Source organism: Veillonella parvula, assembly GCF_036456085.1.
GTDB lineage: Bacteria > Bacillota > Negativicutes > Veillonellales > Veillonellaceae > Veillonella > Veillonella parvula_E.
Window position 1 is genome coordinate 2,181,213 of record NZ_CP138632.1, and the last position, 19,545, is coordinate 2,200,757.

The following is a 19,545-nucleotide window of genomic DNA, read 5'->3' on the forward strand; positions in this document are numbered from 1 at the left end:
GTAAATAAACCCAGTAAAAATAGTATTAGTCAAATAGTTAAACTCTATGATGTATGAGGGGGTAAAATATATGAACAACAACTTTAACAACTTTGGTAATGAATTTTCTAGCATGAATGATTTGTTTAATCAATTGATGGGTAATATGGGTGGTTATTCCACAGAACGACGTAGTTATAAGATTAATGGTCGCGAAGTAACTCCAGAAGAATTTGCGTTTTATCGTCAAACTGGTCGATTACCATCTAATGAAGAAATGCAAGCTGCTCAAGCTGCGCAACAAGGTAAAATTAAACAAGATGGTATCCTTGCTCGTTTGGGGACAAACTTAACTCAACAAGCTCGTGATGGTAAACTTGATCCTGTAATTGGTCGTAATAAAGAAATCCAAGAAACAGCAGAAATCTTAGCACGTCGTACTAAAAATAATCCTGTACTTGTAGGTGATGCTGGTGTTGGTAAAACTGCAGTAGTAGAAGGCTTGGCACAAGCTATTGTAAATGGTGATGTTCCAGCAGCTATTAAAAATAAAGAAATCATTTCCATTGATATTTCCGGATTGGAAGCTGGTACTCAATACCGTGGTTCTTTCGAAGAAAATATTCAAAACCTTATTAAAGAGGTAAAAGCCGCTGGCAATATTATTTTGTTCTTCGATGAAATTCACCAAATTTTGGGTGCTGGTTCCACAGGTGATGGTCAAGGGTCCAAAGGCTTGGCAGATATCTTAAAACCTGCTTTGTCTCGTGGTGAAATGACTGTTATTGGTGCTACAACACAAGATGAATACCGTAATACAATCATGAAAAACGCGGCTCTCGCTCGTCGTTTTAATGAAGTCAAGGTAAATGCGCCATCTGCAGAGGATACTTTCAAAATCTTACAAGGCATTCGTCCATTGTACGAAGCGCATCATAATATTGAATTGCCAGATGCGGTGTTGAAAGCAGCTGTAGATTATTCCGTACAATATATTCCACAACGTAGCTTGCCTGATAAAGCTATCGACTTAATCGATGTAACAGCAGCTCACTTGGCATCTCAACATCCTGTAACAGATATTAAAACATTGGAAGCCGATATTGCAGATGCTAAAGCAAAACAAGAGGAATATGCTCAAAAAGAAGACTATGAATCTGCGATTAATGAAAAAATGCGTATTCAAAAGTTACAAGCAGAGCTTGATAACCATACAGAAAATCAAAAGGTAGTGGCTAAGGTTAACGATGTAGCAGAAGCCGTTGAAAGAATGATAGGTATCCCTGTATCTCAAATGGGAGCATCCGATATCGAACGCTTGAAAGACATGAAATCTCGTTTAGAAGCTCATGTAATTGGTCAAGATAAAGCAGTAGAAGCTGTATCTAAAGCAATTCGTCGTAACCGTGCAGGCTTTGACGAAGGTAACCGTCCAATCGGTAGCTTCTTATTCGTAGGTCCTACTGGCGTAGGTAAAACAGAATTAGCTAAACAATTAGCTTTAGATATGTTTGGTAACAAAGATGCAATCATTCGCTTGGATATGTCCGAATATAGTGATCGCACAGCCGTATCTAAATTAATCGGCGCTACAGCTGGTTATGTTGGTTATGAAGATAACTCTAATACATTGACTGAACGCGTACGTCGTAATCCTTATTCCATCGTATTATTCGATGAAATCGAAAAAGCAGACCCTCAAGTTATTACATTACTTTTACAAGTATTGGACGATGGTCGCTTAACAGATGGTCAAGGTAACACAGTAAACTTTAAAAATACTGTTATCATCGCTACATCCAATGCAGGTTTCGGTTATGGTAATGACAGTGATGATGAAAATAAAGTAGATGTAATGGAACGCATCGCGCCATTCTTCCGTCCAGAGTTCTTGAACCGTTTCAACGCAGTTATCGAGTTCAATCAATTAAGCAAAGAAGATTTGAAAAAAATCGTAGATTTAATGCTCGATCAAGTTAATAAGACTTTGGCTAAGAAAGACATTACTCTTGATGTAACTGATGCAGCTAAAGAATTGTTGATGGAACAAGGGTATGATAAAACTATGGGCGCTCGTCCGTTACGCCGTGTTGTGGAATCTGAAATCCGAGATAATGTAACAGATTTCTACTTGGATAATATCGATGTAAAACACTTGCTTGCTGATGTTAAGGATGGACACATTGCAATCTCTGAAAAAGCAGATTCCGATGATAGTAAAGACCAAGATAAGGCTGAGAAATAAACAATAGACGTATAAGTGTCGGAATAATCATTTGACAAATCTGAATAAAGTAGTAATATTAATAGCATAATTATATAGTGAGTATGCAAGGGAGCCTATTATATAGGCTGAGAAAGGGCTGCGAGCACCTGACCTTTATACCTGATCGGGATCATGCCCGCGTAGGAAGCACGCTAATACTTAATACGGGTATCGATCATTTTGTTCGATACCCGTTTTTGCATACCTAACTATATATGTCTTTTATATAGGAGGATGTAAAAATGTTTATGACACAATTGGAATCGGCTGTGGCTGGTGTAGTTACGAAGGAAATGAAAGTTGTCGCGGAAAAAGAATGTATGGATGAAGACGTATTACGTTCACTAGTGGCAGCAGGAAAGGTTGTTATTCCTTGTAACAAGCAACATACTAGCATTTCGCCAGAGGGGATTGGTAAGCGTCTTAGAACGAAAGTTAATGTTAATTTAGGTACATCGAAAGACGTTACTGATTATGATAGTGAAATTGAAAAGGTTAATCGAGCCATTCGACTTGGAGCAGAGTCGATCATGGACCTTTCAACTCATGGTGATACTCGTATTTTTAGACGTAAATTAATCGAGACATCGCCAGTAATGATTGGTACGGTGCCTATCTATGATAGTGTTATTCATCATCAAAAAGATTTGGGTGAATTAACGGCTCAAGACTTCTTGGACACTATCCGATTACACGCTCAAGATGGTGTAGATTTTATTACTATCCACAGTGGTATTACGAGAAAAACAATAGATCAAATCAAGAATCATAAACGGTTGCTTAATATTGTTAGTCGCGGAGGCAGTTTGGTATTTGCGTGGATGAGCATGACAGGTCATGAAAATCCATTCTACGAATACTTTGATGAAATCTTAAAGATTTGCAAAGAATATGATGTTACGTTGTCTTTAGGTGATGCTTGTCGTCCAGGTTGCTTGGCGGATGCAACTGATGTGTGCCAAATTGAAGAGCTTGTAAGGCTTGGTGAATTGGCAAAACGAGCGAAACAATATGGTGTACAAGCTATGATTGAAGGACCTGGGCATGTACCTTTACATCAAATACAAATGAATATGGAAGTTCAAGAATCTTTATGTGATGGAGCGCCATTCTATGTATTGGGACCGCTCGTCACAGATATTGCTCCAGGCTATGACCATATTACGGCTGCTATTGGTGGCGCTGTAGCGGGTATGCATGGTGCGTCCTTCTTATGCTACGTTACACCAGCGGAACATTTAGCCTTACCAAATGCAGATGATGTAAAAGACGGAATTATGGCTTTCAAAATAGCGGCGCATGCTGCAGATATTGCTCGTGGTATTCCTAATGCAAGAGATATAGATGACACTATGGCTAAGGCACGTCAAGTTCTCGATTGGGAGTCACAATATGCTTGTGCCCTTGATTCGGAACGGGCTCGTTCTATTCGTGAAAGTAGAGCACCGGAGGAAGATCATGGTGAAACCTGTTCGATGTGTGGCAAGTTTTGTGCTGTACGCAGTATGAATAAAGCTTTACAAGAAGAATATATTGATATTTTATAAGCTTTTTCATATGGGAGGTCACTATGGATTTAATTGTTAATGGAGAGCCAAAGCAGGTTTCAAACGAGCAACTTCATTTGGTTCTTAATGAATTAGGGTATGCCGGTAAACACTTTGTAGTTGAGCTTAATGGCGAGATTCTTAGTAAGGAAACGTATACAACCACTAAATTAACGGCTGCTGATAGATTAGAAATCGTTAGCTTTGTAGGAGGTGGTTGATATGTTGGATTCATTTACTGTAGGTAATACAACATTTTCTAGTCGCTTGTTAGTGGGGACAGGGAAATATGCATCCTATAATTTGATGCATGATGCATTAGTAGCATCACAATCAGATATTGTGACAGTTGCTCTTAGGCGAGTAGGTACAACACAAAGCGAGGAGGATATAATAAACTATATCCCCGATAGAATGCATTTATTACCGAATACATCGGGTGCTAGAAATGCAGACGAGGCTATACGCATTGCACGTATGGCAAAAGCATTAGGCTGTGGTAATTTGATTAAGATTGAAGTCATTCAAGACCAGATGTATTTGATGCCCGATAATTTAGAGACTATTAAAGCCACCGAGGTGTTGGCAAAGGAAGGGTTTATAGTCTTTCCTTATATGAGTCCTAATTTGATGGATGCAAAGCGACTAGTAGATGCTGGTGCTAATTGTGTTATGCCTCTCGCTTCGCCTATTGGTAGTAATCGTGGACTTGAAGCAAAAGGATTGATAGAGATTTTAATCAACTCTATTGATGTGCCTATTATTGTTGATGCAGGGATAGGACGTCCTTCTGATGCAACAATAGCTATGGAAATGGGGGCTAGTGCTGTTCTTGTTAATACGGCTATTGCTACGAGTTCGGACCCAGTAGGCATGGCACAGGCTTTTTATCATGCTGTAGAGGCTGGTCGCAAGGCATATCTTGCAAAATGTGCACCTAAGAAGTCTGTAGGTAATGCATCTTCACCGTTAACTGGTTTCTTGCGAAAGTAGGGTGATGATATGTCATTTTTAGATGTACTTTCAAGAGTTTCCGACGAAGATATAGCTGACATATTAGGCGCAGTAACTGATGATGAAATACTTTCAACACTCTCTAAACCTAAGTTAGCTATTGATGATGCACTTATTCTATTATCACCTCAAGCCCTGCTGTATTTAGAAGATATGGCCCAGATGGCTCATGAACGGACGGTACAGCAATTTGGTTATACCATACAGCTGTTCACGCCTATGTACATTTCAAACTATTGCGACAATGGTTGTGTGTATTGTGGATATAGTCATCATGGTGGAATTGCCCGTGAAAAGCTAAGTTTAGCTGATATCGAGCTTGAGTCGAAAGCAATCGCTGAAACGGGATTAGAGCAAGTTTTAGTGTTAACCGGTGAATCTAAATCTTGTAGTCCACCGTCGTATATACAGGCTGCCGTAGAAAAATTGGTTTCTATTTTTAGTAGCGTTAGTGTAGAGGTGTATTCGCTTACGCTGGCGGAATATAGAGGATTAGTTGCAGTTGGAGCGGATGGAATGACGATGTTCCAAGAGACATATAATCCTACGTTGTATGCGCAATTACATCCATTTGGACCTAAGAGTGATTTTGCAAAGCGGATTGATACGCCTGAGTTGGCTTGCCAGGCTGGATTTAGAGTGGTCAATATTGGTGCTTTAATGGGCCTTGATGAATGGCGTCGAGAGGCATACAAGACGATGTTACATCTTAATTACCTTATGCAACATTATCCAGATGTAGAATTATCTGTTTCCGTTCCAAGAATTCGACCTTGTGCAGTAGGTTATTCACCAAAACATCCTGTAGATGATACGGCATTGGTTCAATATATTTTGGCTTTGCGTCTTTTGTTTCCCCGTGTGGGAATTACGCTTTCCTCTCGTGAAAGCAAGTATATGCGTGACAATCTGGTGAGACTGGGGATTACAAAAGTTTCAGCTGGCGTAACAACCTCTGTAGGGGGACATACAAAACAAGATGATTCTAGCCAATTTACAATTAGTGACAATCGCAGCGTAAGTGAAATGGCTGCAATGCTCGAAAATAATGGGTATCAACCCATTTATAAAGATTGGCAGGCACTATGAGGAGATATATGTATGGCTCATATGAATAACGAATTTGAAACGGCTATATCCCACTTCTATAGCCCTGAGGAGTTTCGTAAATTGCAGAATTCAGTAGTAGGCGTTTTAGGTGCTGGCGGATTGGGATCCAATTGTGCTGTTAATCTTGTCCGTAGTGGTATTCGAAATCTAATTATTGCAGATTATGACATTGTAGAGCTAAGTAATTTAAATCGGCAATACTATTTTTCGCGTCATGTGGGGCAGTATAAGGTAGAGGCTTTACAAGATGTGTTAACTGCTATTAATTCAAATGTTATCGTTAAGATTTATAAGGATAAATTGACAACCGAGAATATACCTGAAATCTATAAAAAAGCCGATATTTTGATAGAAGCCTTTGATGCGGTGGAAGCTAAATCTATGTTTTTAGAAACTACAATCTCACTAGATGTACCTAAAATCATGGTATCCGGATTGGCTGGAATAGGTAATTCTGATACGTTACGAACTAAAAAGCTAGGTCAAAATTTATATATTGTTGGTGACGAGCATTCCAGTGTAGAAGATGCGTATCCTTATGCACCTCGTGTAGCTATTGCTGCTGCAAAACAGGCGGATCTAGCGTTATCACTTTTACTAGAGAACACCATGTTTAATGAGGTGAAATAAGTGAATAGAAAAGACAAACTAACAGCGGTAATGAATGCTTGCCCTATATATGGAATTACGGGTGGTACTCGAGATGTAGTTCCGCTTGTAAAAGATATGCTAAGCGCAGGGATACGAATTATACAATATCGTGAAAAGGGAAAAACGCCTATTCTGCGATATCAGGAGGCTATGATTTTGAGACGATTGACCTCTAATTATCATGCTCTATTAATTATTGATGATTATGTTGATCTTGCGCTGGCTGTACATGCTGATGGTGTTCATATTGGGCAAGCTGATTTGCCGCCCAATACGGTAAGACGAATTGTAGGGCCTAATATGTTGATTGGCTGGTCAACCCATAGTATATCTGACCTAAAAGCGGCAAACAGATACATAGGTGTTATTGATTATATTGGGGTAGGGCCTATTTTTTCTACACAAACAAAACCCAATGCTAATCCTGTAGGCATTTCTTATATATATTGGGCAAAGCAGTTTAGTAAGGCTCCCATTGTTGCTATTGGGGGAATTAAAACTACAAATGCTGATACCGTTTGGCAAGCGCATCCCGATTTTATTTGTGCCGTTTCTGAAATAACAGAGTCGGACAATATACAAAATACGGTTTATGAGCTTATGACTGGATATAGTAGAGTGAGATAAAAAATTGAGTTTACATAAAAACCACAAGATTAAAATCTTGTGGTTTTTGTATTTATAAAATAATTTTGTAGATTTGATAAATATCCTTGCTAAGATATAGGTTTATTTAGTATAATCGTATCATTAAATTCAATATTCTATAGAATTTATATAATAGATGAAGATGGAGAGGTAATAGTATATGTCTCATTATGTAGATTTAAATAGTGATTTAGGAGAAAGTTTTGGTAATTATACATTAGGTATGGATAGTGAAGTATTAAATCACGTAACAAGTGCTAATATTGCCTGTGGTTGGCACGCTGGAGATCCTCTTATTATGGATGCGACTGTCCGAATATGTAAGGAAAAGGGTGTAGCCGTAGGGGCACATCCTGGTTATCCAGATTTGATGGGATTTGGTCGTCGTGCGATGGCAGTAAATCCTGCGGAGGCAAAAGCCTATATGATATACCAATTAGGTGCACTACAAGCTTTTTGTGATAGTCATGACCTTACTTTACAGCATATGAAGTTACACGGTGCCTTTTACAATACAGCTTGTGTTACGCCTGTAATAGCTGATGCAATTTTAGATGGTTTACAATCGGTAAATCCTAATATCGCGGCCATGGTATTAAGTGGTAGCTATATTGCTCAAGAGGCACAGCGACGAGGTATTCCTGTTATACAGGAAGTGTTTGCCGATCGTGGCTATACAGAGGAGGGAACATTGGTCCCTCGTACAGAAGTAGGTGCTTTCATCAAAGACCCACAAGAGGCTTTAGACCGAGTACTGATGATGGTTACAAAGGGTAAGGTCGTTACTAATACGGGGAAGACCATTGATATTGTGGCAGATTCCATATGTGTTCATGGAGATAATCCTGAAGCGATAGCTTTCACAAAGTATATTCGGGAAGGGCTATCAAAAGCTGGTATAACGGTGGCGAATTTTCAACACCGATAACACTATTAAGAACATTAAAATAAATGCTTAATTAATACTAACAGAAAATACGAATATAAGTATTAAAAGCAAGTATGAGCTTTAAGCAATAAGTATGACATAGATTAATTATTATTTTGGAGGTTCCTATGAAACCAATTACAGGTAAAGCGAGTTTCTCTGTCCTATTAGGGGCAGCTTTCTTAATGGCCACGTCATCTATTGGGCCTGGCTTTATGTTGCAAACAGCAGCGTTTACAAATGAGTTGAAAGCAGACTTTGCATTTGCTATCGTTATATCTGTTATTTTCTCTATTATTGCACAGCTTAATGTGTGGACAATTATTGGTGTATCCCAAATGCGCGGTCAAGATATTGCGAATAAGGTATTACCAGGCCTTGGGTATATAGTGGCATTTTTAATTTCCCTTGGTGGATTAGCCTTTAATATCGGTAATATTGGTGGTGCTTCTATGGGCCTCAATATTATATTTGGTATCGACACAACAACAGCAGCGGCTATTAGTGGTATTTTGGGCATCTTACTATTTACATCTAAGAAGATGGGTGGTGTTCTAGATAATACGGCTAAAGTACTCGGTACGGTTATGCTCGTCCTCATTGCTTATGTAGCATTTTCAACGAATCCCCCGGTAGGGACAGCAGTGACTCATGCGATAGTACCTACGAATTATCCGTGGCTTGCTACGATAACTCTTATTGGAGGGACCGTAGGTGGCTATATAACATTCTCTGGTGGTCATCGCCTTATTGATGCTGGTATTACAGGTCAAGAACATTTAAAGGATGTACGTCGTGCAGCAATTATGGGCATGTCTGTTGATGCGCTAGTTCGTATATTATTATTCTTAGCTGTTCTTGGTGTGGTATCTATGGGATTTGTACTAGATACTAAGGATCCAGCTGGTTCTGCTTTTCTTTTAGGAGCTGGTGAAATCGGGCATAAATTATTCGGTATAGTGTTCTTCTGTGCCGCATTGACCTCTGTAGTAGGGGCTGCCTACACATCAGTATCCTTCTTAAAAACATTGTTTAAGGTGGTAGAACGAAATGAAAAATTGACTATTATGGCATTTATCTTTATTTCCACATGTATCCTGATTTTTATTGGTAAACCAGCATCTCTATTGATTTTAGCCGGTTCTGTAAATGGTTTGATCTTGCCTGTTACGTTGGCAGTTATGCTTGTCGCAACTCATAAGTCTGAAATCGTAGGAACATATAAACACAATAAACTTTTATATTATACAGGGTGGATTGTAGTGCTCGTAACATCTTACATTGGTGTTACATCTTTAAAGGGCATTGCTAAGTTACTAGGTTAATTAATTATCTGTGAAAGCACCATTACGTTCGTCTTGAATGTGATGGTCCTTTCTAGTTATAGCAGGAGGTACATATGAAACCTACAATTTCACCTGTAGGGGATTGCGCTATCTCTATTGATTTTGGTCAAGCAATCGATCCAAAGATTAATCGACAAATCCGACAAGTTATAGAGCAGATTAAACTCTTACAGCTAGATGGAATTATTGAACTAGTTCCTACATACTGTGCATTGCTTGTTCAATATGATGCAATGGTATATACGTATTCCGACATTTGTAGAACTATTAATCCTATATTACAAGAATCTGTAACAGACAGCGCAAATGAACGTGTTACGATTGTTGAAATCCCGACCATATACGGTGGCGAGTATGGTCCAGATCTAGGCTTTGTAGCCTCTCACAATCATATAAGTGAAGCTGAGGTTGTATCCATTCATAGTGGTACTGACTATTTGGTTTATATGTTAGGTTTTATTCCTGGTTTTACTTACTTAGGTGGAATGAATCCTCGCATTGCAACTCCGCGGTTGTCTTCGCCAAGAACTTTGATTCCTGCCGGGTCTGTAGGTATTGCAGGAGAACAGACTGGCACATATCCATCAGATTCTCCAGGGGGATGGCAGATTATTGGGCGCACACCTGTGACTATGTATGATATGTCTAAAAAACAAGCTGCATTATTAAGAGCAGGGGACTACGTTCGTTATGTGCCCATCGATGATACTGAATTTTATCGCATAAAATCTTTAGGTTCAGCTTATGTTCCTGTTGTACATGAAGTAGAGGTAGGTGATTTGCGTGGCTTTAAATAGTTTTAAGAAAGCTTCAATCCACGTAGATGGACCAGGGATGTATACAACGATTCAAGATGCAGGACGAGTCGGCTATCAACAATATGGTATGCCTGTAGCGGGGCCTATGGATAGTGAAAGCTATCTATTGGGGCAGGCTTTAGTAGGAAACAAGGAGCCTTTAGGTGCTTTAGAATGCACCGTGCTACCGCCTACACTAACGGTTCAAGGTACATGTATTGTTGCTTTTACAGGGGCTGATATGCATCCCACTATTAATAATATAGTCGTGCCTCGATACATACCTTTTATATGTCATGAAGGAGATATTATTTCTGGTAGCTTTAGCCAATGTGGCGTGCGTATGTATATTGCTTTCTCAGGCGGTATTGATGTTCCTACTATTAATGGTAGCGTATCGACTCATACAAAAGCTAAGATAGGTGGTCTTGAGGGGAGATCGTTACAAGCAGGTGATCAGTTTGGCATTAAAGCATTTACTAGAGACGAAGTGAATGTGTGCGACTTCTATGATGGTCATAACTTATTCAATATCGCCCTATATAACCGCGGCGGCCGTGAGTGTCACGAACCTTTGCGTGTAGTACTAGGGGAGCAAGCAAAGTATTTTACAGAGAAAGGAATCAAGACCTTTGGTAGTAAAATATATACATTGACTGTACAATGTGATCGTATGGGCTTTCGCTTGGATGGCCCTGTTATAGAGCATATAGATGGTGCGGATATTATCTCCGATGGCGCTGTATTTGGTTCTATCCAAGTTCCTTCTGATGGAAACCCTATAGTACTCATGGCAGATCGGCAAACAACAGGTGGCTATACAAAGATTGGTACTGTGATTACGGCAGATTTACCTAGGTTAAGCCAATTACCAGTGGGGGATGGAATTCATTTTGATATCATATCTGTCGAAGAAGCACAAGCGATATATCGTACATATATGAAACGCTTACATAAGCGCATACAATTAGCACACGAACAAAGTGTATATGCCTTTAATGTAACTTAATTGGTTTTCCCTATTTAATTATATAAACTAGCAATAAAGCTATCTTGTAGATTGTTATTTCTATGAGATAGCTTTTTGTTATGTAATGTAAGATGAATTGATGAGGTGGAGGGAAAATATAATCTTATAAAACAAGTTTAAAATAATGATTATGAATTTATATTCATTTTATCTCTTCTTTATGGTATAAAATAAGCCCGTATTTTATATAAATTTGTGATATGAATCACTATAAAACGCATTAATGCTGCATTTGTGCGCTATATAGAATTATGAATAAAAAATGAAAAAGCTTGATAGTGTATTAAAGGTTTTGATATACTTATAATATTGAAAATTTTGGAATTCTCGTATGACTTACCATATGATAAAACATCGAGGGAGCATTAATATTACTATAGTTTATAGGAGAAAGTATGAATAAGATTTTTAAAGTGGTTTGGAGCAAATCAAAAAACTGCTACGTAGTAGTATCTGAGTTCGCTAAGAATAATAGTGGCAAAAAGAAAACTGTTGTAGCAGCAATCTTGGCTGCATTAGCAATGACTAATGCTAGCATCTCTATGGCGGCAAATACTTTGCCTACAAATATGCATGCAACAGCAGTAGGCTTGGGGGCTGGTGCTTCTGTTACTGGTGATAAAGCTGTAGGTTTCGGTCAAAATGCAGCAGCTGCTGGTGGATATTCTATTGCAATAGGTTCTAATTCTAGTACCAGTGTTAACAGTCCACAAGGAATCGCTATTGGTGGTGGTAATACTGCTAATGAAGGTGCAAGAGTAATTGGGGAGCAAGCAATTGCCATTGGGGGAAATACAATAGCTCAAGGTAACTCTTCTATTGTTATTGGTGGCGATGATGTAGTTAAAGCCGATGGTGTAAATGTTATTTACACTACGAATAATGGTGAGAATAAAACTGGGGATTTGCGTAGTGCAGTTCAAAGCTTAACAGGATTTGATATGAGAAACCCACTATATACATCGGCAACGGCTGGTGAATCCGGTATCACATTAGGCATGAAAGGTCAGTCAGGCAATGTGGGCATTGCCATTGGTACAGGTGCAAATGCGAAGGATCGTTTATCAGGAACTTCTAGTGGGGCTTCTGGTCAAGCCAATAATGATGTAACAAATGCTATTGCTATTGGCACAGGGGCTAGGGCAAATCGTGATAATGCTATTGCCATCGGTGGTGGTTCTAACACTGATGTAGGCGGTACAAAACAATCTAGTTATACTTTGCCAAATAACGTTGTTGCTTCCTGGGCTGGTGGTGATAAAACATTGCCAGGTGACGTTGTATCTTTTGGTTCTAAAGGGTATGAACGTCAGTTGAAACATGTGGCTCCTGGTGAAGTAAGTGCTACTTCCACAGATGCAATTAATGGCTCTCAACTTAGCGCTATTGTAGACCAAATCGCTTATAAATATATATCTATAAAATCTTCTGATGCTGCTAATAAAGATAATACTGGTGCTACGGCAGCTAATTCTATTGCTATTGGCCCAAATGCCGCAACAGACGCATCTGCGAGTCGTTCTGTAGCTGTTGGTGATGGCGCTAGAGGTAAAGTAGTAGATGGTGTAGCTGTTGGTTCAAAATCTACAGCTGATATTGCTTCAGGCGTAGCGGGATATAATGTTAATGCTAGTCGTACAGATATATATGATGGTTTAAGTGGTGCTGCCCTAACGTCTAAATTAGGTGGTGTTGCTGTTGGTACGATAAACCAAACACGTCAAATTAACTATGTTGCTGCAGGTACTGCTGATACAGACGCAGTAAACGTGGCACAGTTAAAGAGTGTTAATCTAGCTTTTACAGGTGATACTGGTACAGGCGATGTGAACCTTGCTAATAGTAAATTGGCTGTAAATGGTGATAATACATACATCAGCACTACAGCTAATGGTAAGAAAATTACAGTTTCTGGTAAAAAGCAAGACATCACTGTAGCAAATGGTAGCGCTACAGCGACTGCTGGTATGGCGGATTCTGCTAACGTAGCTAATGCAATTAATCAAGCGATTGATCAAAATAAATATGGTTGGAATCTTTCTGCTAATGGTGAAGCTACACCAGTAGCGGTTGAAAAAGGTAATACAGTAGATTTTTCTGGTGACGATAATGTTGCGGTTACTAGAAATGATAAGAAAATCTCTGTAGCTTTGAAAAAAGATCTTTCTAAATTAAACAGTGCTTCTTTCAATAATGCTGGCGGTAATGAAACTGTTAAAATTGATGGTGATAAAGGTATCAATGCTGGGAATTTGAAAGTTGCTAATGTAGCAGATGGTGTTGCTGATAAAGATGCTGTCAATGTATCTCAATTGAAAAAAGTTGATGATAAAGCTGAAGCTAACAAAATTGCTATTGATACAAATAAAACTGCAATAGCTAAAAATGCAGGTGATATTGCAACAAACAAAACAGATATTGCTGCCAATAAGGACAGTATTGCTGCGAATACGCAAAAAATTGCTGACAATAAAACTGCAATAGATAAAAATACTGGTGAAATTGCTACAAACAAAGGGGATATTGTTTCTAATAAAGCTAATATTGCCCAAAATACTGCTGCTATCGGTCGTAAGATTTCTTTAGGTGGTAACTCTGGCTCTACCGATGAAAAATCCTTGAGCACAGGTGATGTGAAATTTAACGTAAAAGGGGAAAATGGTCTTACTACTGTTGCTAATGGCGACGATGTGACTGTTAAACTCGATGATGTAACTAAAAATAAACTCGACAATGCAGCTGATCGAGACTTGAGCAATTTGACTCCTAATGGTAAACAACAAGTTAAGGACTTAGCAGCTTGGAATGTAGTCGCTAATAATGAGACGGCTGAAAAGGTTGAAGGTAATAACACTGTTAAGTTTATTGATGGTGATAACATTTCTATTACTCAAAATGGTAAGGACTTCACCATTTCTGCTAAGAAAGATGTAACCTTTGATACGGTAACAGCTACTCAAACGATTACAGCGCCAAAGGTTAAAGCGACAATTGGAGTTGAAACACCTCAAGTAACAGGCTTGACGAACACTGCGTGGGTTCCAGGTCAAACACAACCTGTATCTGGTCGTGCAGCCACAGAAGACCAATTGAAACATGTTGATGATCAAGTAGCGGAAAATAAAGCCAATATCGCTGATAATACAGATAAGATTGGCAAAAATGCTGATGCCATTGCAGATAACAAGCAAAAAATAGCTGACAATAAAACGGCAATTGATAAAAATGCAGCTGATATTACTACTAATAAGGATAATATTGCAGATAATAAGCAAAAGATAGCTGATAATAAAACGGCAATTGATAAGAATGCAGGTGATATTGCTACTAATAAGGACAATATTGCTGCGAATAAACAAAATATTGCTGATAACAAAGCTGCTATCACTAAAAATGCTAGTGATATTGCAACTAATAAGGATAACATCGACAAAAACACAACAGCTATCGGTCGTAAGATTTCTTTAGGTGGTAACTCTGGTTCGACTAATGAAAAATCCTTGAGCACAGGTGATGTGAAGTTTAACGTAAAAGGTGAAAATGGTCTTACTACGGTTGCTAATGGCGACGATGTGACTGTTAAACTCGATGATGCAACTAAAGGTAAAGTTGACAATGCAGCTGATCGAGATTTGAGTAATTTGACCCCTGACGGTAAGCAACAAGTTAAGGACTTAGCAGCTTGGAATGTAGTCGCTAATAATGAGACGGCTGAAAAGGTTGAAGGTGGTAACACTGTTAAGTTTATTGATGGTGATAACATTTCTATTACTCAAAATGGTAAGGATTTCACCGTTTCCACTAAGAAAGATGTAACCTTTGATACGGTAACAGCTACTCAAACGATTACAGCGCCAAAGGTTAAAGCGACAACTGGAGTTGAAACACCTCAAGTAACAGGCTTGACGAACACTGTGTGGGTTCCAGGTCAAACACAACCTGTATCTGGTCGTGCAGCCACAGAAGACCAATTGAAACATGTTGATGATCAAGTAGTGGAAAATAAAGCCAATATCGCTGATAATACAGATAAGATTGGCAAAAATGCTGATGCCATTGCAGATAACAAGCAAAAAATAGCTGACAATAAAACGGCAATTGATAAAAATGCAGCTGATATTACTACTAATAAGGATAATATTGCAGACAACAAACAAAAAATAGCCGATAATAAAACGGCAATTGATAAGAATACTGGCGACATTGCTACAAACAAAGCTGACATTTCAACTAACAAAGATAACATCGCAATCAATAAAGCTAACATCGACAAAAACACGACAGCTATTGGCCGTAAGATTTCTTTAGGTGGTAACTCTGGTTCGACTGATGAAAAATCGTTGAGCACAGGTGATGTGAAATTCAATGTGAAAGGTGAAAATGGTCTTACGACTGTTGCTAATGGCGACGATGTGACAGTTAAACTCGATGATACGACTAAAGGTAAAATCGAGAATGCAGCGGACCAAGACTTGAGCAATTTGACTCCTGACGGTAAGCAACAGATTAAGAACTTAGCAGCTTGGAATGTAGTCGCTAATAATGAGACGGCTGAAAAGGTTGAAGGTGGTAACACTGTTAAGTTTATTGATGGTGATAACATTTCTATTACTCAAAATGGTAAGGATTTCACCGTTTCCACTAAGAAAGATGTAACCCTTGGTACGGTAACAGCTACTCAAACGATTACAGCGCCAAAGGTTAAAGCGACAACTGGGGTTGAAACTCCTCAAGTAACAGGTTTGACCAACACTGCATGGACTCCGGGACAAACACAACCTGTATCTGGTCGTGCAGCTACAGAAGACCAATTGAAACACGTTGATGATCAAGTAGCAGAAAATAAAGCCAATATCGCTGATAATACAGATAAGATTGGCAAAAATTCTGATGCCATTGCAGATAACAAGCAAAAAATAGCTGACAATAAAGCTGCAATTGATAAAAATGCAGTAGATATTGCCACTAACAAAGACAATATTGCTGCGAACAAAACAGATATTGCTACTAATAAGGATAACATTGCAGATAACAAGCAAAAAATAGCTGATAATAAAACTGCAATCACTAAAAATACTGACAATATTGCTACCAATAGACAAAATATTGCTGATAACAAAGCGGCTATCACTAAAAATGCTAGTGATATTGTAACTAATAAGGATAACATCGCAACCAATAAAGCTAACATCGACAAAAACACGACAGCTATCGGTCGTAAGATTTCTTTAGGTGGTAACTCTGGTTCGACTGATGAAAAATCTTTGAGCACAGGTGATGTGAAATTCAATGTGAAAGGTGAAAATGGTCTTACGACTGTTGCTAATGGCGACGATGTGACAGTTAAACTCGATGATGCAACTAAAGGTAAAGTTGACAATGCAGCTGATCGAGATTTGAGTAATTTGACCCCTGACGGTAAGCAACAAGTTAAGGACTTAGCAGCTTGGAATGTAGTCGCTAATAATGAGATGGCTGAAAAGGTTGAAGGTGGTAACACCGTTAAGTTTATCGATGGTGATAACATTTCCATTACTCAAAATGGTAAGGACTTCACCATTTCTACTAAGAAAGATGTAACTTTTGATACGGTAACAGCTACTCAAACGATTACAGCGCCAAAGGTTAAAGCGACAACTGGGGTTGAAACTCCTCAAGTAACAGGTTTGACTAACACTGCATGGACTCTAGGCCAAACACAACCTGTATCTGGTCGTGCAGCTACAGAAGACCAATTGAAATACGTTGATGATCAAGTATCAGAAAATAAAGCCAAGATTGCTGACAATACAGATAAGATTGGTAAAAATGCAGAGGCTATTGCGGATAACAAACAAAAAATAGCTGATAATAAAGCTGCAATTGATAAAAATGCAGTAGATATTGCTACTAACAAAGATAATATCGCAACTAATAAAGCCGATATAGCAACTAATAAAGATAATATTGCGACGAATAAACAAAATATTGCAGATAACAAAGCGGCCATCACTAAAAATGCTGGCGATATCGCAGCCAATAAAGCTAATATTGATAAAAATACAGAAGCTATTGGTCGTAAGATTTCCTTAGGTGGTAATACTGGTTCAACAGATGAGAAATCCTTAAGTACAGGCGATGTGAAATTCAATATTAAAGGGCAAAATGGTATTGTTACTGAAGCTAATGGCGAAGATGTAACTGTCAAATTGGATGATGCTACGGCTAATAAAATCAACAATGCAGCAAATACGGATTTGAGCAACTTAACAGATGCTGGTAAACAACAAGTTAAAGATTTATCCGCATGGAATGTAGTAGCTAATGGTAATACTGCTGAAAAAGTTGAAGGTGGCAATACAGTTAAGTTTATCGATGGTGATAACATTTCCATTACTCAAAATGGTAAAGATTTCACAATTGCTACTAAACAAGACGTAACTTTCAATACTGTAAAAGCAAATCAAACCATTACAGCACCAGAAGTGAAAGCTACAGAAGGTGTAGAAACACCTCAAGTAACGGGTTTGACTAACACTGCATGGACTCCGGGTCAAACACAGCCTGTCTCTGGACGTGCCGCCACAGAAGATCAATTGAAACATGTTGATGATCAAGTAGCAGAAAACAAAGCCAACATTGCTGATAATACAGATAAGATTGGTAAAAATGCTGATGCCATTGCGGATAACAAGCAAAAAATAGCTAATAATAAAGCTGCAATTGATAGAAATGCTGCTGATATTGCAACTAATAAGGACAATATTGCTGCGAATAAACAAAATATTGCTGATAACAAAGCGGCTATCACTAAAAATACTAGTGATATTGCAACTAATAAGGATAACATCGCAACCAATAAAGCTAATATCGACAAAAACACGACAGCTATTGCTCGTAAGATTTCTTTAGGTGGTAACTCTGGTTTGACTGATGAAAAATCGTTGAGTACAGGCGATGTAAAATTCAATATTAAAGGCGAAAACGGTTTAACAACTATAGCTAATGGTGAAGATGTAACTGTTAAGATTGATGATCAAACTAAAGCAAAAATCGATAATGCTGCAAATCAAGACTTGAGCAACTTAACAGATGCTGGTAAACAACAAGTTAAAGATATATCTGCATGGAAGGTAACAGCTGCAGGAGGTACTGTTGAAAAAGTACAAGGTGGGGATACCGTAAAATTCCAAGCTGGTGATAATCTTGTAGTTAACCAAGATAGAACTACTTTCACATATGGCTTGGCTAAAGACTTAAAAGGCCTAAACAGTGTTACTGTAGGTGATGAAAACGGTGTATCTACTAAAATCACTCCTGCAGGTACAACTGTGAAAGATGCAGCTGGCAACTCTACTACAATTAATGGGGGTGGTATGACTATTACTCCTGCAGATACAGCAGCTAGCCCTGTATCACTTACTGTAGACGGCTTAAATAATGGTGGCAACAAAATTCATGGAGTAGCGCCTGGTACAGCTGATACTGATGCAGTAAATGTTAGCCAATTGAAAGCATCTAATGCTGGTTTACAAGAAGCTGTTAACCGTGTTGGTACTGAAACACAACGTGTTGGTGCTCATGCAGCAGCTATGGCAGCGTTGAAACCAATTCAATATGATCCATTGGAACCAACACAAATTATGGCTGGTATTGGTAACTACCGTGGTGAAACTGCGGGTGCCATCGGTATTGCTCACTACCGAACTGAAGATACTATGTTCAACGTAGGTGTTTCACTTGGTACTAGCCATAACATGGTAAATGCAGGTGTAACGCATAAATTTGGTGGTAGTCGTGAAAGAAAAGACGCTATTCCAGAACGCTATAAGGCGGGGCCTATTAGCTCTGTTTATGTAATGCAAGATGAAGTATCTAGTCTCAAAAAAGAAAATAGTAATCAAAAAACGGTTATTGCTAATCAAGCAGCGCGTCTAAATACATTAGAAGCTGAAAATGAACGTCAACGTCAAGAATTGGCTGAAACTAAACAAGGCTTAGATGACTTGCGTGCCGTAGTAAATCAATTATTAGCTTCTAAAGGTTAAGAGTTGAGAACTAATTTTGATAATAGTCTAAGATAGTTATTTCTCTGTAAAACTAAAGAACCTCTTATACATTGTTGTACTTGATAGGGTATATACATTTCGTATAAGAGGTTCTTTTGCTATTTTGATATGTATTCTTATTTAAAATGCATAACATATGAATGACTTCTCATATGTTGTGTGATATAATACAGTGGAAATA

Annotated in this window: 12 protein-coding genes and 1 riboswitch; all 12 genes read left to right on the forward strand. The window is 38.5% G+C overall.

Annotated features, from left to right (window positions below):
* Window positions 1–70 precede the first annotated feature (70 nt).
* The 12 genes from PK1910_RS10135 to PK1910_RS10190 all read left to right on the forward strand — a co-directional run bounded on the left by PK1910_RS10135 (window position 71) and on the right by PK1910_RS10190 (window position 19,343).
* A complete protein-coding gene (locus PK1910_RS10135) occupies window positions 71–2,224 on the forward strand; it encodes an ATP-dependent Clp protease ATP-binding subunit (protein ID WP_287511558.1) in 2,154 nt (717 codons plus the stop codon).
* A 77-nt stretch (window positions 2,225–2,301) separates the two neighbouring features.
* Window positions 2,302–2,409: riboswitch (TPP riboswitch) on the forward strand.
* A gap of 78 nt (window positions 2,410–2,487) precedes the next feature.
* Window positions 2,488–3,792, forward strand: a complete 1,305-nt coding sequence (thiC, locus tag PK1910_RS10140) for a phosphomethylpyrimidine synthase ThiC (RefSeq protein WP_105087091.1) — start codon at window positions 2,488–2,490, stop codon at window positions 3,790–3,792.
* A gap of 23 nt (window positions 3,793–3,815) precedes the next feature.
* Complete coding sequence (gene thiS, locus PK1910_RS10145) at window positions 3,816–4,013, forward strand: sulfur carrier protein ThiS (RefSeq protein ID WP_105087090.1); 198 nt, start codon at window positions 3,816–3,818, stop codon at window positions 4,011–4,013.
* Window position 4,014: 1 nt separating this feature from the next.
* Window positions 4,015–4,785 carry a thiazole synthase gene (locus PK1910_RS10150; RefSeq protein ID WP_105087089.1) on the forward strand — a complete coding sequence of 257 codons (771 nt, stop codon included), beginning with the start codon at window positions 4,015–4,017 and terminating at the stop codon, window positions 4,783–4,785.
* Window positions 4,786–4,794: 9 nt separating this feature from the next.
* On the forward strand, window positions 4,795–5,895 hold the full coding sequence (gene thiH / locus PK1910_RS10155) for a 2-iminoacetate synthase ThiH (RefSeq protein WP_105087088.1): 1,101 nt from the start codon (window positions 4,795–4,797) through the stop codon (window positions 5,893–5,895).
* 12 nt (window positions 5,896–5,907) lie between these two features.
* A complete protein-coding gene (thiF, locus tag PK1910_RS10160; RefSeq protein ID WP_105087087.1) occupies window positions 5,908–6,546 on the forward strand; it encodes a sulfur carrier protein ThiS adenylyltransferase ThiF in 639 nt (212 codons plus the stop codon).
* Complete coding sequence (gene thiE, locus PK1910_RS10165) at window positions 6,547–7,194, forward strand: thiamine phosphate synthase (RefSeq protein WP_105087086.1); 648 nt, start codon at window positions 6,547–6,549, stop codon at window positions 7,192–7,194. It begins immediately after the preceding gene.
* 181 nt (window positions 7,195–7,375) lie between these two features.
* Window positions 7,376–8,143, forward strand: a complete 768-nt coding sequence (locus tag PK1910_RS10170) for a LamB/YcsF family protein (protein WP_105087085.1) — start codon at window positions 7,376–7,378, stop codon at window positions 8,141–8,143.
* 128 nt (window positions 8,144–8,271) lie between these two features.
* The gene (locus PK1910_RS10175) at window positions 8,272–9,468 is read left to right on the forward strand and encodes an NRAMP family divalent metal transporter (protein ID WP_105087084.1); all 1,197 of its coding nucleotides are present in this window, start codon (window positions 8,272–8,274) and stop codon (window positions 9,466–9,468) included.
* A gap of 74 nt (window positions 9,469–9,542) precedes the next feature.
* On the forward strand, window positions 9,543–10,286 hold the full coding sequence (pxpB, locus tag PK1910_RS10180; RefSeq protein WP_105087083.1) for a 5-oxoprolinase subunit PxpB: 744 nt from the start codon (window positions 9,543–9,545) through the stop codon (window positions 10,284–10,286).
* Window positions 10,287–10,323: 37 nt separating this feature from the next.
* Window positions 10,324–11,295: a 5-oxoprolinase subunit C family protein gene (locus tag PK1910_RS10185; protein ID WP_414617159.1), complete on the forward strand. Its 972-nt coding sequence runs from the start codon at window positions 10,324–10,326 to the stop codon at window positions 11,293–11,295.
* Between the two features lie 416 nt (window positions 11,296–11,711).
* Entirely contained in the window at window positions 11,712–19,343 is a 7,632-nt protein-coding gene (locus tag PK1910_RS10190) for an ESPR-type extended signal peptide-containing protein (protein WP_331298937.1), read from the forward strand.
* Window positions 19,344–19,545 lie beyond the last annotated feature (202 nt).